26 protein-coding genes and 1 pseudogene are annotated in these 26181 nt (G+C 61.7%); 13 read left to right on the top strand and 14 right to left on the bottom strand.

Going from position 1 to position 26181, the window contains the following annotated elements:
• Nucleotides 1-85 precede the first annotated feature (85 nt).
• From WCL58_RS06045 to WCL58_RS06030, 4 genes are all read right to left on the bottom strand, one after another.
• Nucleotides 86-898 (bottom strand): MetQ/NlpA family lipoprotein, encoded by an 813-nt coding sequence (locus WCL58_RS06045; protein ID WP_038879912.1) that lies wholly within the window; start codon nt 896-898, stop codon nt 86-88.
• 130 nt (nt 899-1028) lie between these two features.
• Nucleotides 1029-1880, bottom strand: coding sequence for a DUF1460 domain-containing protein (locus WCL58_RS06040; RefSeq protein ID WP_180548249.1), 852 nt, complete (start codon nt 1878-1880; stop codon nt 1029-1031).
• Between the two features lie 104 nt (nt 1881-1984).
• On the bottom strand, nt 1985-2527 hold the full coding sequence (locus WCL58_RS06035) for a GNAT family N-acetyltransferase (protein WP_084826631.1): 543 nt from the start codon (nt 2525-2527) through the stop codon (nt 1985-1987).
• On the bottom strand, nt 2527-2994 hold the full coding sequence (locus tag WCL58_RS06030; protein ID WP_084826630.1) for an acyltransferase: 468 nt from the start codon (nt 2992-2994) through the stop codon (nt 2527-2529). Before WCL58_RS06030 ends, WCL58_RS06035 begins: the two co-directional genes overlap by 1 nt.
• 205 nt (nt 2995-3199) lie before the next feature.
• Between WCL58_RS06030 and WCL58_RS06025 the strand changes: the two genes are divergently transcribed.
• Nucleotides 3200-3790, top strand: a complete 591-nt coding sequence (locus WCL58_RS06025) for a Yip1 family protein (RefSeq protein ID WP_213873066.1) — start codon at nt 3200-3202, stop codon at nt 3788-3790.
• Nucleotides 3791-3847: 57 nt separating this feature from the next.
• Here the strand turns inward: WCL58_RS06025 and WCL58_RS06020 are convergent, their stop codons facing one another.
• Together WCL58_RS06020 and WCL58_RS06015 are read right to left on the bottom strand one after the other, a co-directional pair.
• The gene (locus WCL58_RS06020; protein ID WP_060421010.1) at nt 3848-4699 is read right to left on the bottom strand and encodes a DMT family transporter; all 852 of its coding nucleotides are present in this window, start codon (nt 4697-4699) and stop codon (nt 3848-3850) included.
• 265 nt (nt 4700-4964) lie between these two features.
• Nucleotides 4965-5258, bottom strand: a complete 294-nt coding sequence (locus WCL58_RS06015; RefSeq protein WP_336850728.1) for a hypothetical protein — start codon at nt 5256-5258, stop codon at nt 4965-4967.
• 64 nt (nt 5259-5322) lie between these two features.
• Between WCL58_RS06015 and WCL58_RS06010 the strand changes: the two are divergent.
• From WCL58_RS06010 to WCL58_RS06000, 3 genes and pseudogenes are all read left to right on the top strand, one after another.
• Nucleotides 5323-6007, top strand: a pseudogene (locus WCL58_RS06010) (ABC transporter ATP-binding protein).
• A gap of 16 nt (nt 6008-6023) precedes the next feature.
• On the top strand, nt 6024-6980 hold the full coding sequence (locus tag WCL58_RS06005) for an ABC transporter substrate-binding protein (RefSeq protein ID WP_149572062.1): 957 nt from the start codon (nt 6024-6026) through the stop codon (nt 6978-6980).
• On the top strand, nt 6977-7984 hold the full coding sequence (locus WCL58_RS06000; RefSeq protein WP_336850726.1) for a FecCD family ABC transporter permease: 1008 nt from the start codon (nt 6977-6979) through the stop codon (nt 7982-7984). Before WCL58_RS06005 ends, WCL58_RS06000 begins: the two co-directional genes overlap by 4 nt.
• A gap of 13 nt (nt 7985-7997) precedes the next feature.
• On the opposite strand, the gene WCL58_RS05995 is transcribed toward WCL58_RS06000, so the two are convergent.
• From WCL58_RS05995 to WCL58_RS05975, 5 genes are all read right to left on the bottom strand, one after another.
• Nucleotides 7998-9521 carry a sulfite reductase flavoprotein subunit alpha gene (locus tag WCL58_RS05995; RefSeq protein ID WP_336850724.1) on the bottom strand — a complete coding sequence of 508 codons (1524 nt, stop codon included), beginning with the start codon at nt 9519-9521 and terminating at the stop codon, nt 7998-8000.
• Nucleotides 9522-9526: 5 nt separating this feature from the next.
• Nucleotides 9527-9952 carry a PAS domain-containing protein gene (locus tag WCL58_RS05990; protein ID WP_060421025.1) on the bottom strand — a complete coding sequence of 142 codons (426 nt, stop codon included), beginning with the start codon at nt 9950-9952 and terminating at the stop codon, nt 9527-9529.
• Nucleotides 9953-10183: 231 nt separating this feature from the next.
• Complete coding sequence (gene dld, locus WCL58_RS05985) at nt 10184-11890, bottom strand: D-lactate dehydrogenase (protein ID WP_197652208.1); 1707 nt, start codon at nt 11888-11890, stop codon at nt 10184-10186.
• A gap of 125 nt (nt 11891-12015) precedes the next feature.
• Nucleotides 12016-12810 (bottom strand): type I methionyl aminopeptidase, encoded by a 795-nt coding sequence (gene map / locus WCL58_RS05980; protein WP_087762129.1) that lies wholly within the window; start codon nt 12808-12810, stop codon nt 12016-12018.
• Nucleotides 12807-13010, bottom strand: a complete 204-nt coding sequence (locus WCL58_RS05975; RefSeq protein WP_006324220.1) for a ParD-like family protein — start codon at nt 13008-13010, stop codon at nt 12807-12809. Before WCL58_RS05975 ends, map begins: the two co-directional genes overlap by 4 nt.
• Before the next feature lie 168 nt (nt 13011-13178).
• Here WCL58_RS05975 and ddlA point away from each other — a divergent pair, with 168 nt between their 5' ends.
• Nucleotides 13179-14282, top strand: a complete 1104-nt coding sequence (ddlA, locus tag WCL58_RS05970; protein ID WP_197757457.1) for a D-alanine--D-alanine ligase — start codon at nt 13179-13181, stop codon at nt 14280-14282.
• Nucleotides 14283-14316: 34 nt separating this feature from the next.
• On the opposite strand, the gene WCL58_RS05965 is transcribed toward ddlA, so the two are convergent.
• Nucleotides 14317-15096 carry an ABC transporter substrate-binding protein gene (locus WCL58_RS05965; RefSeq protein WP_070914060.1) on the bottom strand — a complete coding sequence of 260 codons (780 nt, stop codon included), beginning with the start codon at nt 15094-15096 and terminating at the stop codon, nt 14317-14319.
• Between the two features lie 34 nt (nt 15097-15130).
• Complete coding sequence (locus WCL58_RS05960; protein ID WP_038879947.1) at nt 15131-16285, bottom strand: pyridoxal phosphate-dependent aminotransferase; 1155 nt, start codon at nt 16283-16285, stop codon at nt 15131-15133.
• Between the two features lie 118 nt (nt 16286-16403).
• Between WCL58_RS05960 and WCL58_RS05955 the strand changes: the two genes are divergently transcribed.
• The 3 genes from WCL58_RS05955 to WCL58_RS05945 all read left to right on the top strand — a co-directional run bounded on the left by WCL58_RS05955 (nt 16404) and on the right by WCL58_RS05945 (nt 20669).
• On the top strand, nt 16404-17324 hold the full coding sequence (locus WCL58_RS05955; RefSeq protein WP_147839596.1) for a LysR substrate-binding domain-containing protein: 921 nt from the start codon (nt 16404-16406) through the stop codon (nt 17322-17324).
• A 112-nt stretch (nt 17325-17436) separates the two neighbouring features.
• Entirely contained in the window at nt 17437-19674 is a 2238-nt protein-coding gene (gene bglX, locus WCL58_RS05950) for a beta-glucosidase BglX (protein WP_336850719.1), read from the top strand.
• Nucleotides 19675-19745: 71 nt separating this feature from the next.
• Nucleotides 19746-20669, top strand: a complete 924-nt coding sequence (locus WCL58_RS05945) for a DUF7916 family protein (protein WP_049201071.1) — start codon at nt 19746-19748, stop codon at nt 20667-20669.
• Here WCL58_RS05945 and WCL58_RS05940 read toward each other — a convergent pair.
• Nucleotides 20666-21694 carry a methyltransferase gene (locus WCL58_RS05940; RefSeq protein WP_084826621.1) on the bottom strand — a complete coding sequence of 343 codons (1029 nt, stop codon included), beginning with the start codon at nt 21692-21694 and terminating at the stop codon, nt 20666-20668. The genes WCL58_RS05945 and WCL58_RS05940 overlap by 4 nt on opposite strands.
• Before the next feature lie 354 nt (nt 21695-22048).
• Here WCL58_RS05940 and WCL58_RS05935 point away from each other — a divergent pair, with 354 nt between their 5' ends.
• The 5 genes from WCL58_RS05935 to WCL58_RS05915 all read left to right on the top strand — a co-directional run bounded on the left by WCL58_RS05935 (nt 22049) and on the right by WCL58_RS05915 (nt 26165).
• Nucleotides 22049-22441 (top strand): hypothetical protein, encoded by a 393-nt coding sequence (locus WCL58_RS05935; RefSeq protein WP_060421050.1) that lies wholly within the window; start codon nt 22049-22051, stop codon nt 22439-22441.
• 186 nt (nt 22442-22627) lie between these two features.
• Nucleotides 22628-23677, top strand: coding sequence for an ABC transporter substrate-binding protein (locus WCL58_RS05930; protein ID WP_147839594.1), 1050 nt, complete (start codon nt 22628-22630; stop codon nt 23675-23677).
• Nucleotides 23674-24675: a FecCD family ABC transporter permease gene (locus WCL58_RS05925; protein ID WP_049201062.1), complete on the top strand. Its 1002-nt coding sequence runs from the start codon at nt 23674-23676 to the stop codon at nt 24673-24675. Before WCL58_RS05930 ends, WCL58_RS05925 begins: the two co-directional genes overlap by 4 nt.
• On the top strand, nt 24668-25447 hold the full coding sequence (locus WCL58_RS05920) for an ABC transporter ATP-binding protein (RefSeq protein ID WP_060440454.1): 780 nt from the start codon (nt 24668-24670) through the stop codon (nt 25445-25447). Before WCL58_RS05925 ends, WCL58_RS05920 begins: the two co-directional genes overlap by 8 nt.
• Nucleotides 25440-26165 (top strand): substrate-binding domain-containing protein, encoded by a 726-nt coding sequence (locus WCL58_RS05915; protein ID WP_100396129.1) that lies wholly within the window; start codon nt 25440-25442, stop codon nt 26163-26165. Before WCL58_RS05920 ends, WCL58_RS05915 begins: the two co-directional genes overlap by 8 nt.
• Nucleotides 26166-26181: the final 16 nt, after the last annotated feature.

The following is a 26181-nucleotide window of genomic DNA, read 5'->3' as shown; positions in this document are numbered from 1 at the left end:
GGTTTTCTTATGGTGAGATAAGAAAAGGCGATGGTGAGCGGGAAGGGGCTCTTTGGGGAGAGCCCCTGTGGCGCTGTGCCCGGAATTACCAGCCTTTCACCGCGCCGCCGTTGAAGATTTTCTCGGCGGCCTTGGCCACTTCGTCTGACTCGTAGGCCTTGATGAAGTTCTGCACGTTCGGCGCGTCCTTGTTGTCTTCGCGGGTGACGATGATGTTGGTGTACGGCGAGTCCTTATCCTCGATGAAGATGCCGTCTTTGGTCGGCGTCAGACCGGTCTGGTTGATGTAGGTGGTGCTGATGACGGCAACGGTGACCTTTGGATCGTCCAGCACGTGCGGCAGCTGCGCGCCTTCCAGCTCCATGATTTGGTAATGGTGCGGGTTGGCGCTGATGTCCAGGGCGGTGGGCAACAACCCCTTGCCTTGTTTCAGCGTAATCAACCCGGTTTTTTCCAGCAGCAGCAGGGCGCGCCCCAGGTTGGTCGGATCGAGTGGGATGGCGATCACCGCGCCGTCCGGCAGCTCTTTGAGCGATTTTATCTTTTTGGAGTAGCCGGCCATCGGGAAGACAAAGGTATTGCCGACCGCCACCAGCTTATAGCCGTGATCTTTGTTTTGCTGTTCGAGGAACGGGCGGTGCTGGAACACGTTGGCGTCCAGTTCGCCCTTGTCGGTAGCGTCGTTCGGCAGCAGTGAACCGCTAAAGCCGACCAGCTCGACGTCCAGCCCGTATTTCTCTTTCGCCACCTGTCTGGCGACTTCCGCCACGTCCTGTTCCGCGCCGTTGATGACGCCGACCTTGATATGATTCTGATCGGTTTTTTGATCGCAGCCCTGAAGCGCCAATACGGCGGCGAAGGCCGCCGCCAGAGGGGTGATACGCCAGCGTAAGGTCATCGAAGTCTCCCTGAAAAGAACAATAAAATCAGTTGTTTTTTGTCCTTACAGCTAAGCCTGAACCGCCGATGAAGTCAAACGCTCGTTCAGCATAAACGGCTATAGCTTATAGCCGTTATGCGGCGAGGGATTATCGGCTGAGCGAACGCAGCACCACGATGCCCGGCGTAGCCATCACGTAATCCATAAAGGGCGAATCGACCACCCGCATGTTGGCCTTGCGCGAAGAGGCGTTGCGCAGCACCGGGCCGCTGTCGGTCATCACGAAGATGCCGGTGTGGGTCACGTCCAGCCCGTCCAGGTTGGTGTAAATACCGATGTAATCGCCGGTGCGCAGCTGGGCCAGCACCTTGTCGTCGACGTTGTCGCTGGGGATATAGGTCACGCTGCGTTGTACGTTGGGCAAACCGGGCAGGTAGCTGCTGCCGTCCGCCTTGCGGTTGAGGGTTTTCACGAGGGTGACGGCGTGCGGGCTGAGCTGCGCGGTGATGTCTTCGGCCACCTGGTGCGGCCGCTGAGCCCAGTCGGTGAAGAAGTGTTTGCGCTGCGGGAAGGCGATTTTGCCGTCGACGTAGCGAATGTCTACCAGACGCTGTACGAACTCGCCCTCGCTGCGGGCGGTGCTGAGCGCTTCCACATAATCGATGTAGGTGAAGCAATCCAGCCCGCGGAAGTCGATCACCAACTGCTCGGGCGTGCTCTGCGAACCGATCAGACGGTTGGCGAGATAGGGCGTGCCGAGAAACTCGCGCGAAATCAAATCTACGGTGCGGCCATGCGGCTGTGCGGCGGGCCAACCGGCGCGCAGCGTGAAGATCTCACGCAGCTTGCTGCGGGTGCTGGCGTCCATCTCCGGCTGCACGCCCGGCGGCGAAACGGTGACGTCGGTCGGCGGCGTTGCGGGGGTGACGGCGGCGGGGCGATCGGCGCATCCGCTCATGGCGATAGCTAACATCAGTAAAACAACCTTGTTCTGGTTCATACGGCCCTCCCTGGGTGTCGCTGGTTTATCAGAGTAAGTGATAACAGTTCTCATCCGATGGTAGGGGTTAAAAAGTAAACATAGCCTCAATGGCGGCCGATAAATCAGTAACCGATTTCGCTATTGAACGGCAAATACCAGAACAGCGCGATTTCGTGATCGGCGATCTCCGGCTCGGCGCGGTACAGCAAACGGTCGATGCCGCCGAGAATAAACCCGTAATGCTGGTAGCAGCGACAGGCGGCCAGATTGTTGTTCTGCGTTTCGAGCATCATACCCGAGGTTTCCTGCTGCCGCGCCCACTGTTTGGCGCAGTCCAGCAGTGCCCCGGCGATGCCCTGACGGCGCGCGTGAGCGCTGACCGCGATCTCGTCGATCAAGGTGTAACCGTTCCAGTTTTTGCTCAGCGTGATGTGGCCAACGGCTTCGTCCTGGCGATACGCCAGGAAGGTCACGCTGTCTTCGTTGGCGAACGGCGCCAGGGGATACTGTTTACGAAATGGCGCCACCGGCCGGGTTGGCCAGCTGTCGACCGGGCTGTCGAACTGCGGCAGGGCGTAACTGCGGATGGTAAAGCCGAAATCGCCGCGCGTCAGGTAATCATCGGGCAGCGCCTCAATGGCCGCGATGCGGATGGCCGGGGTCATTATGGCAGCTCCCGCAGCAGGCGCGCCGGGTTGCCGGCATAAATTCCCTTGCGGGTAATGTCGCGGGTCACGACCGCCCCGGCGCCGATCACCGCGTCGCTGCAGATATCCACCGCCAGGATCGTGGCGCCGGAGCCGATGGACACCCGATCGCCGACGCGCGTGCGCCCCCAGCTGGCCGGATCGGCATTGGGCGCGCCGTCTTTGAACAGATCGTTGGCGAAGGTGACGCCGTGGCCGACAAAGCACGCTTCGCCGAGGGTGACGTATTCGCAGATAAAGCTGTGCGACTGAATTTTACTGCGCGCGCCGATGCTGACGTGGCGCTGGATCTCCACGAACGGGCCGACGAAGACATCGTCGCCGAGCCGGCAGCCGTACAGATTGCTGGGCTCGACTACGGTGACGTTGCGCCCGGCGTCGACGTCGACGATCCCCGCCTGGCGGGTGGTGATAACGGATGACATGACCTTCCTCGCAGCCTGGTTTTTATGGTGGGAGTATAAGACAAAGCGTTGCGGCGTTGCGCTTTCCGCACGTTTTTTCGCCGAAAGACTATAATTAGTACAGGGGAGAGAGCCCCGTGGCCGCAATCCTCGCACGGGTAGCTGTCCGTCGGAGGTGTGAAATTCGTTCGCCGATCGCGGCCTACGGCGAGATAGGAGGTGTCTCATGGTCAGTCATGTTTGGGGACTTCTGGCGCATCCCAGCGCCGAGTTCGAACAGATCAAAAGCGAGAATGAAAGCGTCTCGCACCTATACACCCATCACGTGTTGCTCTTGGCAGCAATCCCGGTGGTCTGCGCCTTTATCGGCACCACCCAGTTGGGCTGGCTCTCCGGCGAGGGACATGCCATCCGGCTCGACATGTTTACCGCGCTTTATACCGCCGTGGCGTTTTACCTGCTGATGCTGGCGGGCGTAGCGGCCATGGGGAAAGTCATTCACTGGATGGCGCGGCGCTATGAATCGCGCCCCAGCCTGCACCGCTGCATGGTGTTCGCCGGCTACGTGGCGACCCCGATGTTCCTCAGCGGGATTGTGGCGCTCTATCCGGTCGTCTGGCTGTGTCTGTTTGTCGGCATTATCGGCCTGTGCTATTCGGACTATCTGCTGAATCTGGGGATCCCGCACTTCCTGAATATCGACAGTAAGGAAGGGTTCATCTTCTCCAGCTCGACCTTCGCTATCGGTATCCTGTTGCTCGAGCTGTTGCTTGGGGTGACGGTGCTGCTGTGGGGGTACGGTTCCTGGTTGTTCTGAGTTAACGGCTGTTGTTATCGCCCCCGCGCCGGTGGAACGGCGCGGGGGCTTTTGCTTTTATACGCGGCGGAAAACCAGCATCACGCCGAGCACGATGCCCGCCATGCCCAGCAGGCTCAGCGCCGCCAGCGCGTGGCCGAGCAACAGGTAGTCCAGCAGGGCGGTCACCGCCGGGATCAGATAGAACAGGCTGGTGACCTGCACCAGGTTGCCGCGCTGGATCAGGCGATACAGCAAGAAGGTCGCCAGCACCGAGATCACCACCGCCATCCACAGCAGCGGCAGCACGAACGCCGGCCGCCATTCGACCCGCAGCGGCTCAAACGGCAGCGCCAGCGTACACATCAGCAACCCGACGGCATACTGCAGCGGCAAGACCGCCAGCGGCGGCTGCGTCATGCCTTTTTGCAGCAGGGTGCCGGCCGTCATGCAGCCCAGCGCGATAAAGGCGAACAGCATGCCGCTCAGCGAGAAGTGGGCCACCATCAGGCTTTGGTACACCACCAGCGTCAGCCCGACCATTGCCAGCGCCAGGCCGAGCGCCCGCAGCCCGGTGCAGCGCCGTTCGGTGATGAACTGGGTGAGGATCGGCTGTACGCCGAGCAACGTCGCCAGCACGCCGGGCGTAATACCCTGTTCCAGCGCCAGCAGATAGCAGATTTGATAGCTGCCGATCATCAACACGCCAATCAGCGCGACGCGCCGGCGGGTGCCGGGAGCGGGCAGGCACTGGCGCTGCCACAGGCCGATGGCCAACAGCACCGCCAGCGCGATGGCGCAGCGGAAGAACAGGAAAGCGAAGGCGGAGGCGTGTTCCAACCCCCAACGGGAGAAGATCGCGCCGCTGCTCCAAAGCAGGACGAACAGCGTAGCCAGGCCGGCATTGGCCCAGAGAGAAGGTAATCGCATGTCAATTTCACCTGTCGTGAAAATTACAGGCTCCGGCGCGCGCGGCGGTCTACGCCTGAACGCAACAGATCAATAAGCCGGAGGTAAAAAGTCGGTTTGGCTTAGCGCACAACCACAATGCGTGGCGGGTAAGCGGCAATGCGTGGCGGGTAAGCGGCAACCGCTGAAACGACAGAGGAAACGGCGAGTGGAGCGGAGGAAGCACACAGCAAAACGACGGCCGGAACGGTCGCGTCTGTCGGATCTGTGCTGTGCGCCAGGTAGGTCATGTGAGTTCCTGAAAATTGGGAATGAAACTAATCGCTTCAAACATAACCAAGTTCGCCGGGATGCGCAATCGGAAATCACCATGATTTAATTGATAATGAAAATCATTATCATCAATAAAAGGCTGTGCTATGTTGCTTGAGGCGCGCAGTGTTGACGCAGGGGGCGCGGCTTTTGTTGCCTGCATAGGTTCACGCAGCGTGCGCGGCAAAAGGCGTTGCGATTCGCTTTTGCAGAAGGCGGGCAATCGTGATAAATATATTGATATGTTATAATATAACAATTGATGCATGATGAATCCAGTTTGCGACATCCTCCACGTTGATAGGGTTAGCCTGGCCGGCCATGGCGGGGCATTGATACTCGACAACATCCATTTCGCGCTCCGTTCCAGTGAAAAGCTGGCGGTGATCGGCCCTAACGGCAGCGGCAAGTCCAGCCTGTTGCGCGCCCTGATCGGCGAAACGCGGCCGGACAGCGGCGGCATTTACTGGCGAGGGCAAGCCTTGTCCGAGTGGCCGGCGGCGGAGCGCGCCAGAAGCATCGCCTTTCTGGCGCAAAACGATCTGCCGGATTTGCGGCTGTCGGTTGAGGACTACGTGGCGTTGGGCCGTTTACCGCATGGCGAACGCTCTGCGGCGGGAAAACGCATCGTTGACGAGGCCATCGGGGAAACCGGGCTGGCGCCGCTCAGGCACCGCCCGTTGGGGCGGCTCTCGGGCGTTGGCGCAGTCTCCCGATCTGTTGTTGCTGGATGAACCGACCAATCACCTCGATCCGCCCGGGCGCTCGGCGCTGCTGTCGTTAGTGAAAAATAAAGAGATTGCCGTGATTGCGGTGCTGCACGATTTGCCCGTGGCAGAGGCGTTTGCCGATCGGATCCTGGTGCTGAACGAAAGCCGCCAGGTAGCCTGTGGTACGCCCGAGGCGGTGTTACAGACTTCGGTGATTTTGCCGGTGTTCGGCATGAACAGCTTCAAGGTGGCGCATCCCGTCAGCGGGAAAACGCTGCGCATTTTTGACGTTCCCCATTGCGCTTGATAAACCAGAGAGAAACATGAACGCACGCGTATTCATCCTGCTTCTGCTGCTGGCCGCCAGGTCGGCGGCGGCCGAACATTTTCCCGTCACCGTAGAAAGCTGCGGTGTGCCGGTCACCTTCAACCAGGCGCCGCAGCGCGCCGTCATCAACGACATCAACATGGCCGAGATGGCCTTTGCACTGCATCTGCAGGATCGCATTGTCGGGCTGACCGGCATCACCGGCTGGTACAAACTGACGCCCGACTTCAAGGCCGCGATGGGTGCCATTCCCGAACTGGCGCCGAAATATCCCGCTTTGGAAACGCTGCTGGCGGCACAGCCGGATTTCTTTTTCGCCGGCTGGAATTACGGCATGAAGATCGGCGGCGACGTCACGCCGGAGAAGCTCGCCCCGTTCGGCATCAAAACGCTGGTGCTGAGCGAGAGCTGCGTACAGGCCGGCGGGCGGCCGCAGAAGGCCGATATGAATCTGCTGTATGACGATGAGCTGAAGCTCGGCAAGATTTTCGGCAAGCGGCAAGAGGCCACCGCGCTGGTTGAGGGCTGGAAGCGCCGGTTGGCTGCGCTGCCCGCCAGGCCGGCGGGCCAGGCGCCGCTCAAGGTATTCATCTATGACTCGGGGGAGGAGAAGCCTTTCACCAGCGGCAAATACGCGATGCCGACGGCGATCATCGAAGCGGCGGGCGGCCGCAACGTGATGGACGGCTTGCCGGCGAGTTGGACGACGGCGTCCTGGGAGGCGGTAGCGGCGGCCGAGCCTGACTTCATTATTCTGCTGGATTACCAGACCGGATCGGGTGCCGATGCGCTGCGGCGCTTCCTCGAGTCCCACCCGTTGATGAAATTAACGCCTGCCGTACGGCACCATCGCTATCTGAAACTGCAGTATGCGGAGCTGACGCCGGGGCCGGCCAACATCGGCGCAGTGGAAAAGCTGGCGCGGGCGCTGTACGCGCCGGAGGCTGAATGAACTCGCCGACCCGGCGGTTTATGTTGCTCGCGCCGTTGGCGCTGTCGGTATTGTGCGGGTTAATGATCTGGAGCCTGCAGCTGGGCAGCGTCGCGCTGTCATGGCGGCAGACGATGGTGGCATTGGGGCTTTCATCGGCGCCCCTCTCCGGCATGCTGGACACTATCGTCGTGCAACTGCGGGTGCCCAGAGCGTTGCTGGCGGCCTTGACCGGCGCCGGGCTGGCGATGACCGGCGCGCTGCTGCAGACCACCACCCGCAATGAGCTGGCCGATCCTTTTTTGTTTGGGCTCTCCTCCGGCGCCTCCGCCGGCGCGGTGCTGGTCATCACGCGCTTCGGCGATGCGCTGGGCGCGCTGACGTTGCCGCTGTCCGCCTTCGCCGGCGGCGTTTTGTCCGCCTTGGCGGTGATGATCCTGTTTCGCGTCGGCCGGGTCAGGCGCGCCGAGCAGCTGATCGTCTGCGGCCTGGCGGTCTCGTTTTTGTTCAGCGCGCTCACCAGCTACCTGGTGTTTTCCGGCGATCAGCGGGCGGCCGGTTCGGTGTTGTTCTGGTCGCTCGGCGGGCTGGGGCTGGCGCGTTGGGATAATCTGTTCATTCCGCTGGCGAGTTTCGTGCTGCTGGCCGGGTTTACGGCGCTGCGTTGGCGGGCGCTGGACGCGCTGCTGGCGGGCGAGCAAACCGCCCATTCGATGGGGGTCAACGTGGCGCGCCTGCGCACCGAGACCTTTCTGTGCTGCGCACTGTCCACGGCGTTTCTCGTTTCGCTGACGGGCGTGATCGGCTTTGTCGGGCTGATGGTGCCCTACCTGGCTCGGCGCCTGGTGGGCGTGCGCCACCGTTTGGCCGTGCCGATGTGCGGCCTGCTGGGGGCGACGCTGCTGACCGGCGGCGACATGCTCAGCCGCAGTCTGATCCCCCATCAGGAGCTGCCTATCGGCATCATTACGGCCGGGCTGGGGGGCGCGTTCATCGTGTCCTTGCTGCTGCGTGCGGAACGATGAACGCCACCCTGTCTCAATAGAGTTCCAGATGCAGGCGCTGCTGCTCAATCAGCGTCTGCCACAGGTTTTCCGCCCCGCAGGCTTGCTCCAGCGCCGTCGCCACGGCATGTTCCAGATACTGGCGATTGCCGCACAGGTAGACATGCGCTCCCCGCCGCAGCAGGCCGCTGATGGCATCGGCATGCTCGCCGATCGCATGCTGCACATAATATTTGGCGGCGGCGTCGCGCGAGAAGGCGGTGATGAGGCGCGTGAGTACGCCCGCCGCGTTCAGTGCCTCTAACGCTTCGTGATACAGGAAGTCTTCATCGCGCCGTTTTTCGCCGAAGATCAGCACGGTTTCGCGCCGTTCACCCTGGGCGGCCATTTCGCGCAGCAAGCCTATCAAGGGCGCGATGCCGGTACCGGTACCGATAAGCAGCACCGGCACGGTGGTATCGCGCGGCAGGTAAAAGCCGGGGTTGGCGCGGCAGAAGAGGCGGAAAGGGCCGGGTTGGCTGAGCAGCCAGCCGGTCGCCGTGCCGCGCCGGGTGCGGCCGTCGCGTTCATATCGTACGTCGCGCACGTACAGGTCGAGGCTCTCTGCCCGCGTTGCCGAAGCGATGGAGTAGGCGCGCGGCAGGCAAACGGGCAGCAGCGCCAACAGGTTTTCCAGCGTGACCGTCTGCGGCGGGCAAAAATCGTGCAGTACGTCCAGCAGATCGGCGCCGTACAGATAGCTCTCCAGGGCTTTGCGCTGGCGGATCTTGAGCAAGCCTTTGAGCTCTTCGCTGTCGGCCAACTGCGCCAGTTCGCGCAGCGTCGTTTTGCTGAGCTGGCGCAGTTCCCGGCGGCGCAGCGCGTCGGCGGCCTCCGGCCTGCCGAGCCAGTCAGCCAGCCGGGTCAATAATCCTTCGTCGTTCTCCGGCAACAGATAGACGGTATCCCCCGCCCGGTAAACGATGCCGCTGCCGGCGATATTGAGCCGCAGGTGCCAGGCCTGCGGCGTGCGTGCGCTGAGCGGCCGCCGTTCGAGGAGGGCGGCGCTGAACGCATGGTCTTCGCCGTAGGCGGTCACGCGCAGATGCAAATCGCGGCCGGCCTGGGCATCGCCGGCCAGCACCTTCTCCAGCGTCGTCAGCCAGGTTGCGAAGAACGGTTCGAAGTTAACGTCGGCGTCGACGCGATTGATGATGGCGCGGGCGCCGTATTGCGTCAGACGTGCATCCAGCGCCTGCGTGAAGCCGCAGAAATGCGGGTACGCGGTGTCGCCGAGACCGAAGATGGCGTAGCGCAACCGGTGGCGATCCGGCCATTGCGCCAGCGCGTCGGAAAAACGCTCGGCGTTGGCGGGCGGTTCGCCGTCGCCAAATGAGCTGGAGACGATCAGCAGGGCGTCACGTTCGCCCACATCGGCGGGCTGGATGGCGTTGAGTTCTTTCACGACGGGGCGGTAGGGTTGCAGGCTGCTTTGCTCGCCCAGGCGCATCGCCAGCGCCCGGGCGTTGCCCGACTCCGAACCGTAACCAATCAGGATGCGTTCGATAAGGTCGGCCATGGCGGTTACTTGTCGTAGTGGTTGTCGAACTGTTCTTTGGCGAATTCCACCGATTCGAAGTCGGTCATCAGATCGTTGATCACGCGGCGGATGCTGATATAGGCCGCGATATTGCCCTGGGCGTCATACAGCGGCTGCACCGTGGTGTCGACCACGTACAGCACGCCGCCTTTGCCGACGTTCGGAATGATGCCGGTCCAGATGCCGCCTGCCTTGATGGTGTCCCACATCGCTTTGTAAACCGCTTTCGGCACGGAAGGGTGGCGCACGATGCTGTGGGGCTGGCCCACCAGCTCTTCCCGGGAAAAGCCGGTCAGCTGGCAAAACAGATCGTTGACGTAGGTGATGGTGCCCTGCAGATCGGTGGTGGAGATCACCATCACTTTATCGAGCGCGGACAACAGCTGGGCGGAATCGAGGGTTTGACTCATGGTAGGTTCCTTCTCATTAACAACTTCGCGGTGATTGCCACGGCGGATGCCATGTATCCGTCATGACAGCTTTGTAATTGATTCTCATTTGCGATTGTGCGGTGAATGGTAATCGGGAAATTTATAAGTTGCAATAAAAATGCATCTTTAAGGGCGCAGAAAGGTCACGACGAGGCAGGCAGGGGGAGAGGAAGCCCGCGCCGGGTGCGGCGGCGGGCCAATCGGGCGGTCTTAGCGGGGGTCTTCGGCCCAGCCTTTACGTTTGCTGGTTTTGCCGATGCCGGGGTTGAAGCTGTTGGTCGGATCGGCGGTGCGGTAGAACGCCTGCAGATCTGCCTTGGCGTGGTACAGGTGGCCGACGTTATGCTCCGCCGGGTACTCGGCGCCGCGCCGGTTGAGGATCTCGAGCATCTTTTCCTTCAGCGCGTGGCTGTCGACGCCCTTTTTCACCACGTAGTCCTGATGGAAGACGTGGCACATAAAGTGGCCGTAATACAGCTTATGCACCAGCTGGCTGTCGATCTCCGGCGGCAGGGTTTCGAACCAGTCGGTGTCGTTGCGGCGCAGGGCGATATCCAGCGCCAGAATATCCTCCACCTTGTCGGCGTGCACCGCATGGTAGCGCACGGCGGCGCCGGCGGCGGCGAAGCGGTGCAGGAAGGCCTTTTTGCCTTCGTCAGGCGTGCAGGCGAAGAAAGCGCCTTCGGCCTGGGCGAAGTACTCGGTCAGGTAGCGCTGCGCTTCGTCTACGCCGGGGCCGGCCATCTTCAGCAGCAGGTGATGTTCGAAACGTTCGCGGTATTCCTTCATGCGCTTCGGCAGGTGGCTCGGCGCCAGATGGCTCAGTCCCTGCATCAGCCGATCGGTCAGGTTGTGCGGCAGTAGCGGCAGCTTGTTGAGGCTGGCGTCCATACGGCCTTTCAGGGTGAAGAAGCGCGGCATCTGATCGGTGCCGAGCTTGTCGATCATCATGAAGGTGTCTTTGCCGTACACCTCAGCGATGTCGAAGATATCGCGGTGCATGTACTCACCGGCCACCGGCAGGTTTTCGAACTGGCTCAGCATGTGGCGGCGCAGTTCGGTCAGCACCGCGGTGTCGTTGGTGCCGATATAAAACACCTGCTCTTTGCCTTCTTTCTCGAAGGTGTCGAGTCGCACCGCGAACACCGCCAGCTTGCCGGCGCAGCCGGAGGCCTCGTACAGGCGGCGTTTGTCGGCGTTGAAGCGGGAAGGGGTGTCGGCATCGACGTCGCGCACCCGGCTGGCGTACTCGTTATCCGAGGCGCGCAGCTCGCCGTATTCGACGTCTGTCGGGCGATAGTCGCCTTTTTCTAGCCGGGTAAGGATCTCTTCCGGCGTGTCGCCGAGGCGGATGCCTAAATGGTTCACCAGGCGCAGCTGGCCGTCTTCCCCTAGCTGGGCGTACAGCGCCATTTCGGTATAGGCCGGGCCGCGTTTCACCAGCGAGCCGCCGGAGTTGTTGCACACGCCGCCGATCACCGAGGCGCCGATGCAGGAGGAACCGATCACCGAATGCGGTTCACGGCCGTAGGGTTTGAGCAATTTCTCGAGGTGGTGCAGGGTGCTGCCGGGGAAGCCGACCACCTGCTTGCCGTTATCCAGCACCTGAATATGGTCGAGGCGCAGGGTGCTGACGATGACGATGTCGCGGTCATAGTCGTTGCCGCTGGGGGTCGATCCTTCGGTCAGGCCGGTATTGGCGGCCTGCATGATGACGATTTTGTCGGCGGCCACGCAGGCCTGCAAAATGCGCCACAGCTGCAGCAGGCTGGTGGGAAACACCACCGCCAGCGCCTGGCCTTCGCCGGAGCGGAACCCCTTGCGATAGCGCTCGGTGTTGCGATCGCCGGTCAACAGCTGCGGGCCGCCGACGATGTCTTTAAGCTGGTTGATAAATGCCTGATTGCCTGACTGCATGCTGCCTGTCTCCCTGTCATCCCCGTCGCTTTAACCGCGGCGCCGGAGTGCCGCATATAAGCTAAGAGGTTATCAATTAAATAACTTATTAAGCTATCAGCTTGTCAGACTAATGGCTTGCGGGTTTAGTAGCGCTCGGCGTAGCCGGCCCGGCGCTCTTCGTCGCGTAGCGTCAGGATCTCCACGCCGTCGGCGGTGACCGCCACGGTGTGCTCCCACTGCGCCGACAGTTTTTTGTCGCGCGTCACCACCGTCCAGCCGTCTTTCTTCTGCTTGATGCGGCGGTCGCCCTGATTGATCATCGGCTCGATGGTGAACACCATGCCTTCCTGCAGCACCATACCGCTGCCGGGTTGACCGTAGTGCAATACCGCCGGCTCTTCATGCATATCGCGGCCGATGCCGTGGCCGCAATACTCCCGCACGATGCTGTAGCCGGCCTGCTCGGCGTGCCGCTGGACGGCATGGCCGATATCGCCCAGGGTCGCGCCCGGTTTTACCGCGCGAATGCCCTGCCACATCGATTCATAGACGTTGTTCACCAGCCGTTTGGCCAGCGGCGTCACCTGGCCGACGCAGTACATCTTGCTGGAATCGGCGATATAGCCGCCGTTTTCCAGCGTGATGTCTACGTTGATAATCATGCCGGAACGCAGGATTTTGCTGGCCGACGGCACCCCGTGGCACACCACCTCGTCGATTGAGGTGTTGAGCACATAGGGGAAATCATACTGCCCTTTGCTGGCCGGGCGCGACTTCAGCTCGTCGACGATAAACGCCTCGGCGCGGTCGTTGATCTCCATGGTGGAGATGCCTTCGACGATGACCTCATCGAGCATAGCAAACACTTTCGCCAGCAGGGCGCCGGAATGGCGCATTTTGGCAATCTCTTCCGGCGTTTTAATCACAATCTGTTTCACCCGACAATCTCCTTCAGCGTCAGCGCGTTATCTTTCATCATCTTTTTTACCAGCTGCGGGTAGGTCAGTTCCGGATGGAACTCCGCCAGCATGCCGATTTTGATCCAGTATTCAGCCTGCGCGTTGATCGAACGCGTCATGGTCAGGCTGGCGAGGCGCAGATCGTCATGCAGCGCGTCTGAAATTTTTACGATGCCCATCGGCGTCTCCCTAAGTGAACGATATACGAAGTGTATACGTTTAGGATGGTCGTGATGTGGCAATCTGTGGCGTAAGAAGATTCTGGCAACAACGATTGCCGCCGCCAGACAATGCGTTTATTGTGATGAACGACTTTTTTGCCATGATTTTTCAGAAGGATTTAAGGCGTGACTAAACTACGTGTTGGGGTGATTTTTGGCGGTAAATCGGCGGAGCATGAGGTGTCGCTGCAGTCGGCCAAAAACATTGTGGATGCAATCGACAAAGAGAAGTTTGACGTCACGCTGCTGGGGATCGACAAACAGGGGCAGTGGCACATCAACGACGCCTCCAACTACCTGCTCAACGCCGAGAACCCGGCGCTGATCGCGCTGAACCGCTCGAACAAGAACGTGGCGCTGATCCCAGGCCAGGAAAAACAACAGCTGATCGAAGCGGGCAGCGCCGGCGCGCTGGGCCAACTGGACGTCATCTTCCCGATCGTGCACGGTACGCTGGGGGAGGACGGTTCGCTGCAGGGGCTGCTGCGCATGGCCAATATGCCGTTCGTCGGCGCCGGCGTGCTCGGCTCGGCGGTCAGCATGGACAAAGACGTGACCAAGCGCCTGCTGCGCGACGCCGGGCTGGCGGTGGCGCCGTTCGTCACCCTGACGCGCGCCAACCGCGCCGGATTCACGTTTGAGCAACTGAGCGAGCGCCTCGGCCTGCCGCTGTTCGTCAAGCCGGCCAACCAGGGCTCCTCGGTCGGGGTCAGCAAGGTGGAAAACCGCGCCGAGTTCGACGCGGCGGTATCGCTGGCCTTCAGCTTCGATCACAAGGTGCTGGTGGAGTCGGCGATCGTCGGCCGCGAGATCGAGTGCGCGGTGCTGGGCAACGACGATCCGCAGGCCAGCGTGTGCGGCGAGATCGTGCTGAGCGACGCCTTCTATTCTTACGACACCAAATACATCAATGAGCAGGGCGCTCAGGTGGTGGTGCCGGCGGCAATCGCGCCGGAAGTGAGCGACCACATCCGCGAGGTGGCGCTGAAGGCGTTCCGCACGCTGGAGTGCTTCGGACTGGCGCGGGTGGATGTGTTCCTGACGTTGGACAACCAGGTGGTAATCAACGAAATCAACACGCTGCCGGGCTTCACCAACATCAGCATGTATCCCAAGCTGTGGGCCGCCAGCGGCGTCAGCTATCAGGCGCTGATCACGCGCCTGATCGAATTGGCGCTGGAACGCCACCAGCAGGATCGTGCGCTGAACAGTTCGGTATTCGATCGCTAAACGCGGGAGGGGGCGGCGGTGCCGCCCCCGTCTATCACTTCACCGTCACGTCGATGTCGCCGAAATACTTCTTCGACAGCGCCGCCACCGTGCCTTGCTGTTTCACTTTGGCGATGGCGGCATCCAGTTTTTTCTTCAGCGCCTCATCCCCTTTACGCAGGCCGAAGGCGATACCTTCACCGAGGATTTTGTCGTCGCGCACCGCCTCGCCGACGAAGGCGAAGCCTTTGCCGTCCGGCTGCGACAGGAAGCCGCTTTGCCCCGACGGCGCCATCACCAGCGTGGCGTCGAGCCGACCGGCCGCCAGATCGAGGTAAACCTGATTCTGATCCTGATAAGACACCACGTCCACGCCCGCCGGCGCCCAATGGGTTTTGGCGTAAATCTCCTGAATCGATCCTTGCAGCACGCCCACGTGTTTGCCCGCCAGCGATTTGGCGTCCGGCAGCAGGCCGCTGTCGGCCTTGGCGATCAGGCGGTTCGGCACCTGATAGATGGCGTCGGTAAAGGCGATCGCCTGACGCCGCTGTTCGGTCACGTTCATCGCCGAGTTGATGGCGTCGAACTTGCGCGCCTGCAATGCCGGGATCAGGCTGTCGAACGAGGTTTCCACCCAGCTGCATTTCAACTGCGCGGCGGCGCATACCGCGTCGCCCAGTTCGATGTCGAACCCTTCCAGTTTGCCGCTGGCGGATTTGGATTCGAACGGCGGATACAGCGCTTCCAGGCCGAAGCGCAGGCTGTTTTCCGCCGCCAGCGAAGAGCCGGCGGCCAACAGGCATCCGGCGGCGAACAGCGTTTTCAGTGCTTTCATAGGCAGTGCCCCTTTCCCATGGTCGGACAAAAAATTACGCCTGGCTCAGGCGGCGCGCGCCTTCCAGCAGGGTCTCGTTATCTTTGGAAAAACTCAGCCGGATTAGGCCGGTATTGGTGCCGTCGCTGTAGAACGCCGACAGCGGGATCGTCGCCACCTTCGCTTCGCGGATCAAGCGTACGGCGAAATCATTGTCGCTTTCGTGACTGAAGCCGCTAAAACGGGCCAGCATGAAGAAGCTGCCGCGGCTGGGCAGCAGCTCAAAGCGCGAATCCTGCAAGGCGCTGGCCAGCAGATCGCGCTTTTGCTGGTAAAACGCCGCCAGCCCCAGGTAGCTCTGCGGGTTGGCGAGCGCGGCGGCGAAGGCGTGTTGCATCGGCGTATCGGCGGAGAACACCATAAACTGGTGCACCTTGCGGATCTCGTCCATCAGCGCCGCCGGCGCCAGACAGTAGCCGACGCGCCAGCCGGTGACGTGGTAGGTTTTACCGAACGACGACACGATCACGCTGCGTTCCGCCAGCTGCGGGTAGCGCGCCATGCTGTGGTGAATTTCGCCGTCGAACACCACGTGTTCGTAGACCTCGTCGGACAGGATCACGATGTCGGTGTCGCGGGTCAGGGCGGTCAGGCGTTCGATGTCGTGCTCGTCAAACACCGCGCCGGTCGGGTTGTGCGGCGTGTTGACGATGATCATGCGCGTTTTGCCGTTGATGGCGGCGGCCACTTCGTCCCAGTCGACGCGAAAATCCTGCAGCGACAGTTTGATCGCTACCGGCGTGGCGCCCTGCAGGCGCACGATCGGCGCATAGCTGTCGAACGCCGGTTCGAAATAGATCACCTCGTCGCCGGGATGCACCAGCGCGCTGATCGCCGAGTACAGCCCTTCGCTGGCGCTGGCGATCACCGTGATTTCTTCGTCGGCGTCATAGCGTGCGCCATACAATCGTTCAGCTTTTTCCGCCAGAGCAGCACGTAACGCCGCCACGCCGCTCATCGGCGCGTATTGGTTATGACCTGCGCGCATGGCTTGTGCCGTAGCCTCGATCAGCTGCGGGTCGCCGGCGAAGTTGGGCGCGCCCTGCGACAGATTGAGGGCCTGATGTTCGGCGCTGAGTTGGCCTATGACGGTGAAAATGGTGGTGCCGACGTCCGGCAGCTTCGAGCGGGATGAACAGGCACTCTGCATGATGGGCTCCAGGCAAACAGGGAAGTGTTGAGCGATTAAGCATTAGCCGGCGTAGGCGGACAAGGGAAAGTTTGTCATACTTGCCATGCACTACGATCATACCTAATCGAGGCCCGCTATGCCGATATCCCTGCCGTCGCTCGACGTGTTGAAAACCTTCGTGGTGGTGGCGCAACGCCTCAACTTTACCCATGCCGCCCGGGAGCTGCACCTGACGCAGGGGGCGGTCAGCCGGCAAATTCTCGGGCTGGAGCAGCGCCTGGGTTATCCGCTGTTCAGCCGCCAGGCGCGCGGTTTGGCGCTGACGCCGCAGGGCGCGCAACTGCTGGCGCCGGTGCAGCAGGCGCTGGGGCAGCTGGACGAGGCGCTGACGCGGGCCGCCGCCCCGCCGGGGGCGCTGCGCATCAAATGCCCGACCTGCGCGATGCGCTGGGTGCTGCCGCGCGTGATTCGCCTGCAGAATGAACGGCCGGACATGCATATCGAGCTGACCGCCTCGGTGTCGCACGGTCTGGATTTCAGTACCGAGCAGTTTGACGCCGCGGTGGTATTCGGCCGGCCGCCGGGTAAAAAACTGACCGCGCACCTGCTGTTCGACGAAATCCTCACGCCGGTCTGCACGCCGACGTTTCTGCCGCCGGCGCCCCGGTTGGTGGATTTGACGGACAAAACCCTGCTGCACCCGACGCGCGATCGCCGCGACTGGCTGCGCTGGCTGAAGGCGGCGGGCGCCGATGCGCTGCCGTCCGGCAAGGCTCAGCATTTCGATACTCTCGATCTGGCGATGAGCGCCGCGCTGCAGGGGTTCGGCATCGCCATCGGCGATCTGTGCCTGCTGGAGGAGGATATTCAGGCGCGGCGTGTCGTGACGCCGTTCCCGCTCTGCGTCAGCAGCGGCGCGGCCTATTATCTGGTCTATCCTGAACGCGGGGCGCCGCCGCCGGCGTTGGCGCCGCTGATCGATTTTCTGACGGCGGAGGCCGCCGACAGCCGCGCCCGGCTGCAGAATTACCTGCCGATAACCTGTAATGCTTTGTAAACATTACCGATGCGAATTCCCTTGGCGATGAAACAGAGTGTGGCAAACTGTTTCTTCACTCCGATTAAACCTCGCGGCTTTGGCTGCGGAAACACGCCTGAGATAAAACAAGATGAAATGGCTTTGTGTGGTGAGTATGTTGTCCGGTCTGGCCCTCAGCCCGGCTTTTGCGCAGGAAACGCCGATAACGCTGGAAGAGAAGATCGGCCAGCTGCGGCTGATCAGCGTCGGGCCGGATAACCCGAAAGAAGCGATCCGCGAGGGCATTCGCAAAGGGCAGATCGGCGCCATCTTCAATACCGTCACCCGCCCGGACATTCGGGTGATGCAGGATCAGGCGATGCAGCTCAGCCGCCTCAAAATTCCGTTGTTCTTCGCCTATGACGTGGTGCACGGCCAGCGCACCGTGTTCCCGATCAGCCTGGGGCTGGCGGCCAGCTTCGATCTGGAAGCCATTGCGCTCAGCGCCCGCGTGGCGGCGCAGGAGGCCAGCGATGACGGCCTCAACATGACCTTCGCACCGATGGTCGATATCACCCGCGATCCGCGCTGGGGCCGGGTCTCCGAAGGCTTCGGCGAAGACACCTGGCTGGTGTCGAAAATCGCCAAAGTGATGGTCGACGGCTATCAAAACGGCGACCCGGCCAAGCCCGGTTCGGTGATGGCCAGCGTTAAACACTTTGCGTTGTACGGCGCCGTCGAAGGCGGCCGCGATTACAACACCGTCGACATGAGCCCGCTGCGCATGTATCAGGACTACCTGCCGCCTTACAAAGCGGCGGTGGATGCCGGCAGCGGCGGGGTGATGGTGTCGCTCAACTCGGTGAACGGCGTGCCGGCCACCGCCAACCCGTGGCTGCTGAAAGACCTGCTGCGCGACCAGTGGGGCTTTAAAGGCATCACCATCAGCGACCATGGCGCAATTAAAGAGCTGATTAAACACGGCGTGGCCGCCGACGCGCGCGACGCGGTACGCCTGGCAATCACCTCCGGCGTCGACATGAGCATGAGCGACGAGTTTTACGACAAATACCTGCCGGGTCTGGTGAAAGACGGGCTGGTGCCTGAAAGCGATATCGATCGCGCCTGCCGCGACGTGCTGAACACCAAGTACGACATGGGGCTGTTCACCGATCCGTATGTGCATCTGGGCCCGGCGGGTTCCGACCCGCAGGACACCAACGCCGAAAGCCGTCTGCACCGCGCCGAGGCGCGGGTGGTGGCACGCAAAACGATGGTGTTGCTGAAGAACGATAAGCAGACGCTGCCGCTGAGCAAGCAGGCGACCATCGCGCTGGTCGGGCCGATGGCCGACAGCCAGCGCGACGTGATGGGCAGCTGGTCGGCCGCCGGAGTGGTCAAGCAGTCGGTGACCCTGCGTGAAGGGCTGGAGCAGGCGGTGGGCGACAAGGCGCGCATTCTTTACGCCAAGGGCGCCAACGTCACGCAGGATAAGGGCATCATCGACTACCTGAACGAGTATGAGCCGGCGGTGGCGTTCGATACCCGTTCGCCGCAGCAGATGATCGACGAAGCGGTACAGGCGGCGAACAAGGCCGACGTGGTCGTGGCGGTGGTGGGGGAATCGCAGGGCATGGCACATGAGGCCTCCAGCCGCGCCGATATCACCATCCCGCAGAGCCAGCGCGATCTGATCGCCGCGCTGAAAGCCACCGGCAAGCCGCTGGTGCTGGTGCTGATGAACGGCCGGCCGCTGGCGCTGAGCTGGGAGAGCGAGCAGGCGGACGCGATGCTGGAAACCTGGTACAGCGGCACCGAGGGCGGCAACGCGGTGGCGGACGTGCTGTTCGGCGACTACAACCCGTCGGGCAAGCTGCCGATGACCTTCCCGCGCTCGGTCGGCCAGATCCCGATGTACTACAACCACCTGAACACCGGCCGCCCGTTCGGCAAGGAGAATCCGGGCAAGTACACCTCGCGCTACTTCGATTCGCCGAACGGCCCGCTGTATCCGTTCGGTTACGGCCTGAGCTACACCACCTTCAGCCTGTCGGATCTGAAACTGTCCAGCCCGACGATGGCGCGCAACGGCAAGCTAACCGCCAGCGTCACGCTGAAAAATACCGGCAAGTACGACGGTGCCACGGTGGTGCAGCTGTATCTGCAGGACGTGACCGCCTCGGTCAGCCGGCCGGTAAAAGAGCTGCGCAACTTCAAGAAAGTGACGCTGAAGGCCGGCCAGTCGCAGCAGGTTGAGCTGCCGATTAGCGAAGACGATCTGAAGTTCTACAACGCCAGCCTGAAATGGGGGGCGGAGCCGGGCAAATTCAACGTGTTCGTCGGCCTGGACTCCGACAACGTGCAGGCGCAAAGTTTTACGCTGAAGTAACCCTGTCCCCCTCGTTCGCCGCGCTGAGCGAGGGGGCATCCATTCCCGCTAACGTCATCGGAGCTTGCCTCATGAAACGCTATCTGGACTGCAGCGCCAGCGATCTGGCCGATATCGGCAAAGCCGACCTGCTCTATGCCATCCGCGCCAGCGAAGGGCGCATTTTGGTCAGCGAAACCATCGCGGTCACTCAGCCGCTGCTCAATAACGTCACCAACGCCGAGCTGGCGGCCAGCCAGGGCGCCGACCTGCTGCTGCTGAACCTGTTCGACGTCGACCATCCGCACATCGCGGGCCTGCCCGCCGACGTGCCGCCGCAGGAGGCGCTGCGCACGCTGCAGCGCCTGACCGGGCGGGTGATCGGGGTGAACCTGGAGGCCGTCGATCCGGCCTTCGCCACCGAACATAACGATTTCTGGCAGATGACGGCGGGGCGTGCCGCCACCGCCGAGAATGCCCGCAAGCTGTATCAGCTCGGCGCGCGCATGCTGGTGCTGACCGGCAACCCGAACAACGGCGTCAGCAATCAGGCGATCGCCGCCGCGCTGAAAGCGATTCGCGATGAAGTGGGCGACGAGATGGTGCTGGTGACCGGCAAGATGCACGGGGCCGGTATCGTGCGCGAAAGCGGCAGCCAGCTGATCGGCGAGCAGGACATCGCGCTGTTCGTGGAGAACGGTGCGGATATCGTGCTGTTGCCGGCGCCGGGCACCATTCCCGGCATGTCGCAGGAGAAAGTGGCGGCGCTGATCGCCTTTGCCCAGCGGCAGGGCGCGCTGGCGATGACGGCGATCGGCACCTCGCAAGAGGGGGCCGACGTGCAGACCGTGCGGCAGATTGCGCTGATGAGCAAAATGGCCGGGGCGGACCTGCACCATATCGGCGATACCGGCTATCTGGGGCTGGCGCTGCCGGAAAACATCTTCGCTTACAGCGTGGCGATTCGCGGTGTGCGCCACACCTACAGCCGCATGGCGCGCTCGGTGAACCGCTAAGCCTGGGGCTTTTGCGCCGTCACGATGCTGAAATAGCCGAGCGACGGCAGCACCTGAGCAGGCCCGAAGCCGACGTCGTGCAGCAGGTCGCCGATTTCCCTGCCGGAGTATTGGCGGCCCTGCGTCCATCCCATCATCATCAGGCTGTACCCCGCGGCGGCAGGCGGCCCGTCGCCGTCATCGTTGTACAGCACTTCGTGGATCACGATCCTCCCCCCGGGCGGGAGGGCCGCATAGCTCTTTTGCGCCAGGAAGCGGTTCTTGTCCATCGGCCAGTCGTGGAAAATATTGGAGTACAGGTGCAGATCCGCCGCCGGGTAGGGATCGCGCCACATATCGCCGCTGTGGGTGCCGATGCGCTGGCTGAGACCGTAATGGCGCGCGTAGTCGGTGGCGAGCGGGCACACCTCCGGCAGATCGAACACGGTGCAGGTCAACGTCGGCCAGTGGGCCGCCAGGCTGATGGCATGGGCGCCGGAGGCGCCGCCGATATCCAGCGCCGCGCGGCAGGCACCGAGGGGCAACAGCGCCGGCCAAACGCTGGCCGAGCCCATGCTCAGGCTGTGCATGGCGTGGGTAAACCGCCGCATTCTGTCGGCGTCGAGCGTATGGGTTTCAAACAGCTCCTGCTCGCCGTACACCTGCGAGGTATTTTTTCTGATGGCGCTTTCCAGGTTTTTCAGCGAGAAAATTTCGCTATTTTCAACCATCAAATCCCAGAAGTAGCCGAAATAATGCGGGTTGTTTTTTAACAAAAAGGTTTCCGCTTCCGGCGTGAGAGAGAATGTTTCACCGTCTCTGTCTATCAATTTCAATGCCAATAACGCCATGACCAACGTTTCCGCCGGGCGTCTTTCCACATTGGCCTGAGCGCATATATCGGTCAGGTTGCGGGGGTGCAAAGCAATAAATTCAAAGATGCCCAGGCGATGCGCGATAAGCACCGCCGGATAGAGATATAAATTCATCGTGATATCGAGAATGGTTTTGTCGTCGCATTGCGGCGGCCGGACGGAATAGTTCATGTGAATCCCCTCCCACTAGGCATGGCGCGTCTTAACAGGCTATGTCACGCCTGTGATTTTAGCAAAGGGCGGGAGCACGATTGACCGCAGGCCAACACTTCCGTTGCAAATAATTCCTGGGTGAGATTATTTTTAATATGAATTGAGCGTGGCCAATATCGAGCATGAAAAAATGATACCGGGCGGGGGTCATTACCCTATCGTGCGTTTTTATTTTATTGGGGGTTAACTTAATCACAGTTATTAACGCGTTAGGGTTGTGCTAATCTAGGCCGCCGTTATACCGTAGCGGTGTTCGCATTCTTTTTGTGAATAATTAAAACTTAACTATTTCATTATTAAAACGAGTTAACAATGAAAAAAAGCATTCTGACCGGCATGATTGCCGCGACTCTGGGCCTGTTCAACACCGCTAACGCTGAAGGGATGGATCCTGCCGCATTGAAAAACGTTTATGACATCACGCGCAATACCGCCGGGCTGATGTCTTACTGCGTCGATAAAGGCTTCCTGAAAGCCGACAGCATCGACAACGCCAAGAAAATGGTGGCCTACGTGGCGGCTATTCCCGGCGGCGTCGACACCCGCGATGGCGACAAGCGCGAAGCGATGGGCCGTGAAGGCAATGTGCTGAACGACGACGGCAAAGTGGTTGCGTTGGAAAAAGAAGCGCCGCAGGGGCTGCAGACATGGTGCCAGCAGGCTGACGAAGGGATCCGCCAGGGTCTGACGTCTATCGGTCAATAAGTCTTCTTCACGCGCCCTTACAGGGCCGATGGGATCCGTCGCCGCACCGGCGGATCCGCTTCCAGGATCGCATTCACGCCTCGTTTTACCTCCCGAGTACCCGCATCCGGTTTGATCCCGCTGATTGTTTCGCCATGCTCATCGCTATATTATTTGCTATACAACGATAATCAACCGGTCACTGCCATGTTTAACTTTCTCCCGCGCCTGCTGTTGGCGCTTGTTTTGTTTTCCACCGCCGCCCAGGCGGATCGCCAGGTCACCGATCAACTCAACCGCCAGGTGACGTTGCCCGATCGCATCACCCGCGCGGTGGTGCTGCAACACCAGACGCTGAACCTGTTGGTGCAGCTTGATGCGATGCCGCAGGTGGTCGGCGTGCTCAGCAGTTGGAAAAAGCAGTTGGGGCCAAACTACCTGCGGCTGGCGCCGACGTTGGCAACCCTGCCGATGCCGGGCGATCTGACTTCGGTGAACATCGAGAGCCTGCTCGGCCTGCATCCGCAGGTGGTGTTCGTGGCCAATTACGCGCCGCCGGAGATGATTGCGCAGATCGAACGGGCGGGCATTCCGGTGGTGGCGGTCTCGCTGCGCCGCGAGGCAGCCGATCAGGCGGGCAAAATGAACCCCCAGCTGAGCGATGAAGACCGGGCCTATACGCTGGGGCTGCAGGACGGCATTCGCCTGATCGGCGAAGTGATGTCGCGTCAGCCTCAGGCCGAAGCCCTGATTAAGGACGTCATTCAGCAGCGCACGCTGGTCGCCGAACGGCTGCGCGATCTGCCGGAAGATCGGCGGGTGCGGGTGTATATGGCCAACCCCGATCTCACCACCTACGGCGCCGGCAAGTATACCGGGTTGATGATGCGGCACGCCGGGGCGCTCAACGTGGCGGCGAAGGACATTCAGGGGTTTAAACAGGTTTCTATCGAGGATGTCCTGAAGTGGGATCCGGCGGTGATTTTCGTGCAGGAGCGCTACCCGGACGTGGTGAAACAGATCCTGACGTCACCGCAGTGGCAGCCGATCGACGCGGTGAAGAATAAGCGGGTCTACCTGATGCCGGAGTACGCCAAGGCCTGGGGATATCCGATGCCGGAGGCGATGGCGTTGGGTGAGTTGTGGATGGCGAAAAAACTTTACCCGCAGCGCTTTGCCGATATCAATCTGCAGCAGCGGGTCGACGCTTACTATCAACGTTATTACCGCGCCACCTGCTGCCAGAGCGGGCAATGAGGCTGGGCTGGCTGGCGTTGTTGACGCTGTGCTGCGCGCTGTTTTCGCTCGGCGTTGGTCGCTTTCAGGTGCCGATGACGCACAGCCTGATGATTTTGCTGGAGCCGTTCACCGGGCAACATTATGCAGGCATCGATGCTATCCAACGCCAGGTGATCCTGGGCGTGCGTGTGCCGCGAGTGCTGTTGGCGATGGGCGCCGGCGCGGCGCTGGCCCTGTGTGGCGCGGCTTTGCAAGGCGTCTTTCGCAACCCGCTGGTCGATCCGCATATTATCGGCGTGTCTTCCGGCGCGGCGTTTGGCGGCACGCTGGCTATCCTGCTCAGCCTGCCGTTGGCGGCGCTGCTGCTGTCGGCTTTTGTTTTCGGTATGGCGGCGCTGCTGCTGATTTTCACTCTCACCAGCGCCATTGCGCGGCGAAATATTCTCTCTTTGGTACTGGCGGGGGTGATCCTCAGCGGCTTTTTCTCCGCCTGCGTCAGCCTGATGCAATATCTGGCGGATACCGAAGAGAAACTGCCGAGCATCGTGTTTTGGCTGCTCGGCAGCTTTGCCACCGCCGATCGGCAAAAGCTGCTGATGCTGTTTGTGCCTTTGCTGTTGGCCGGCGGCTTGCTGTTGGCGCTGCGCTGGCGCATCAATCTGCTGTCGTTGGGCGATGAGGATGCCGGTGCATTAGGCATCAACGTTGAGCGTACCCGCTGGCTGATTTTGACGCTGTGCGCCGCCATCGTGGCCGCCCAGGTGGCGGTCAGCGGCAGCATCGGCTGGGTCGGCTTGGTGATCCCGCACGTGGCGAGGCGGCTGGTGGGGCCGGATCACCGGCGCCTGCTGCCGGCTTCGCTTTGCCTGGGGGCTCTGTACATGCTGTTGATTGACGATTTGGCGCGCACGCTGAGCAGCAGCGAAATCCCGCTGGGCATTCTGACCGCGCTGATTGGCGCGCCGCTGTTCGCGCTGCTGCTGCGCCGCGCGCAAGTGAGAGGCTGGCATGACTGACACCTTATTGGCCGCCAGCGGCGTGAGTTTCGCCTGGCCGGGCGGGGCACCGCTGTTCCAGCATCTGGACATTCAGCTGCGGCGCGGCGAAGTGCTGGCGGTATTGGGCCCGAATGGGCGTGGCAAGAGCACGCTGCTGCAGCTGTTGTTAGGCAGCCTGACGCCGCAATCCGGCGAGATTGAGCGCCACGGTGAGATGGGCTTTGTCCCGCAGCACTTTGCGCCGCCGTTCGCCTATCGGGTTCTGGATATCGTATTGATGGGGCGGGCGCGCCATGTCGGCCTGTTCCGTTCACCGTCAGCCGAGGACCATCGGCTGGCGAGAGAAGCGTTGCAGTCGTTGGATTTGCAGCACCTGGCAGAGCGTGAGTTTGGCAGCCTATCCGGCGGCCAACGTCAATTAGTGATGATCGCCCGCGCGTTGGCGATGCGCTGCGAGGTGTTGATTCTGGATGAACCGACTTCGGCGCTGGATCTGCATTACCAGGATCGGGTGTTGAGCCTGATGGCCCGCCTGGCGCGAGAGCAGCGGTTGGCGGTGGTGTTCTCCACGCATCAGCCCAACCATGCTCACGCGGTGGCCGATCGGGCTTTGCTGCTGGGCAGAGAAGGGCGCAGCCGGCTCGGGGCCTGCCGCGAGGTGTTAACGGCGCAATCCCTGTCACCCCTGTTCGAGCTGGCGATCGAACGGGTGCCGCTGACGGTGGCGGGCCGCCGCTACGCGACGCTGGTGCCGCTGTATCGCAGCCAACTGGAGCGACATGATGAGTGATATCCTGCTGTTTGCCGCCGGCAGCCTGCGACTGGCGTTTGCGCCGCTGCTGTCGGCATTTCAGCGGCACGCCGGGCAAAAAGTCACGGCGGAATTCGGCCCGGCGGGGTTGTTGCGCCAACGGATAGAGAATGGTGAGCGGCCACAGCTGTTCGCTTCGGCCAACCTGGCGCACCCGCAAAGGCTGGCGGATCTCGGTATCGCGGGGGCGGTGCAGATTTTTGCGCGCAATCGGCTCTGCGTGACGGTTCGCAACGTGCCGGCATTAACCGAGCGTCCGCTGCCGGAGGTGCTGTTCGATCCGCACTGGCGCCTTGCCACCTCGACACCGGGGGCAGATCCTTCCGGCGATTATGCGCAGCAGCTTTTCGAACGCTGTGAGCAATACTGGCCGGGGCAAGGGGAAGCGTTGCGCCGCCGGGCGCTGCCGTTGGTTGGCGGTATGGATTCCGCCCCGGTACCGGCGGGCCGGCTGGCGGCGGAATATCTGATAGGCGGCGGGCAGGCGGATATTTTTCTCGGCTACGCCAGCTATGCTCCGGCTTTAGCCGCCTACCCGACGTTGGCGGTGCGGCCGTTGGCGCCGCCGCTGGACATTGAGGCGGATTACGGTTTATGCCTGTTGGATGACGGCGCACAGCGGTTGGCCGCATTTATCTTGAGCGAACAAGGGCAGGAAATCCTGAGCCGACACGGATTTATGCGGTGCGCGGAATGACTCGCCGGGCCAGGCG

It is taken from the genome of Serratia sp. TMDUHS_CL (assembly GCF_037137105.1).
GTDB lineage: Bacteria > Pseudomonadota > Gammaproteobacteria > Enterobacterales > Enterobacteriaceae > Serratia > Serratia nevei.
This window is presented reverse-complemented; position numbering and strand designations above follow the sequence as displayed.

Bases quoted from the DNA above. Each gene is read 5' to 3' on its own strand.
- WCL58_RS06025 (WP_213873066.1), top strand. From the start codon at position 3,200: ATGGTCAGTCATGTTTGGGGACTTCTGGCGCATCCCAGCGCCGAGTTC.
- WCL58_RS06020 (WP_060421010.1), bottom strand. From the start codon at position 4,699: ATGCGATTACCTTCTCTCTGGGCCAATGCCGGCCTGGCTACGCTGTTC.
- WCL58_RS05955 (WP_147839596.1), top strand. From the start codon at position 16,404: ATGCCGATATCCCTGCCGTCGCTCGACGTGTTGAAAACCTTCGTGGTG.
- WCL58_RS05965 (WP_070914060.1), bottom strand. From the start codon at position 15,096: ATGAAAGCACTGAAAACGCTGTTCGCCGCCGGATGCCTGTTGGCCGCC.
- WCL58_RS06045 (WP_038879912.1), bottom strand. From the start codon at position 898: ATGACCTTACGCTGGCGTATCACCCCTCTGGCGGCGGCCTTCGCCGCC.
- WCL58_RS06005 (WP_149572062.1), top strand. From the start codon at position 6,024: ATGAACGCACGCGTATTCATCCTGCTTCTGCTGCTGGCCGCCAGGTCG.
- WCL58_RS05990 (WP_060421025.1), bottom strand. From the start codon at position 9,952: ATGAGTCAAACCCTCGATTCCGCCCAGCTGTTGTCCGCGCTCGATAAA.
- WCL58_RS05930 (WP_147839594.1), top strand. From the start codon at position 22,628: ATGTTTAACTTTCTCCCGCGCCTGCTGTTGGCGCTTGTTTTGTTTTCC.
- WCL58_RS05945 (WP_049201071.1), top strand. From the start codon at position 19,746: ATGAAACGCTATCTGGACTGCAGCGCCAGCGATCTGGCCGATATCGGC.
- WCL58_RS05995 (WP_336850724.1), bottom strand. From the start codon at position 9,521: ATGGCCGACCTTATCGAACGCATCCTGATTGGTTACGGTTCGGAGTCG.
- bglX (WP_336850719.1), top strand. From the start codon at position 17,437: ATGAAATGGCTTTGTGTGGTGAGTATGTTGTCCGGTCTGGCCCTCAGC.
- WCL58_RS05915 (WP_100396129.1), top strand. From the start codon at position 25,440: ATGAGTGATATCCTGCTGTTTGCCGCCGGCAGCCTGCGACTGGCGTTT.
- WCL58_RS05975 (WP_006324220.1), bottom strand. From the start codon at position 13,010: ATGGGCATCGTAAAAATTTCAGACGCGCTGCATGACGATCTGCGCCTC.
- WCL58_RS05925 (WP_049201062.1), top strand. From the start codon at position 23,674: ATGAGGCTGGGCTGGCTGGCGTTGTTGACGCTGTGCTGCGCGCTGTTT.
- WCL58_RS06040 (WP_180548249.1), bottom strand. From the start codon at position 1,880: ATGAACCAGAACAAGGTTGTTTTACTGATGTTAGCTATCGCCATGAGC.
- WCL58_RS05920 (WP_060440454.1), top strand. From the start codon at position 24,668: ATGACTGACACCTTATTGGCCGCCAGCGGCGTGAGTTTCGCCTGGCCG.
- WCL58_RS05960 (WP_038879947.1), bottom strand. From the start codon at position 16,285: ATGCAGAGTGCCTGTTCATCCCGCTCGAAGCTGCCGGACGTCGGCACC.
- WCL58_RS05940 (WP_084826621.1), bottom strand. From the start codon at position 21,694: ATGAACTATTCCGTCCGGCCGCCGCAATGCGACGACAAAACCATTCTC.
- WCL58_RS05935 (WP_060421050.1), top strand. From the start codon at position 22,049: ATGAAAAAAAGCATTCTGACCGGCATGATTGCCGCGACTCTGGGCCTG.
- WCL58_RS06035 (WP_084826631.1), bottom strand. From the start codon at position 2,527: ATGACCCCGGCCATCCGCATCGCGGCCATTGAGGCGCTGCCCGATGAT.
- WCL58_RS06030 (WP_084826630.1), bottom strand. From the start codon at position 2,994: ATGTCATCCGTTATCACCACCCGCCAGGCGGGGATCGTCGACGTCGAC.
- dld (WP_197652208.1), bottom strand. From the start codon at position 11,890: ATGCAGTCAGGCAATCAGGCATTTATCAACCAGCTTAAAGACATCGTC.
- WCL58_RS06015 (WP_336850728.1), bottom strand. From the start codon at position 5,258: ATGCATCAATTGTTATATTATAACATATCAATATATTTATCACGATTG.
- WCL58_RS06000 (WP_336850726.1), top strand. From the start codon at position 6,977: ATGAACTCGCCGACCCGGCGGTTTATGTTGCTCGCGCCGTTGGCGCTG.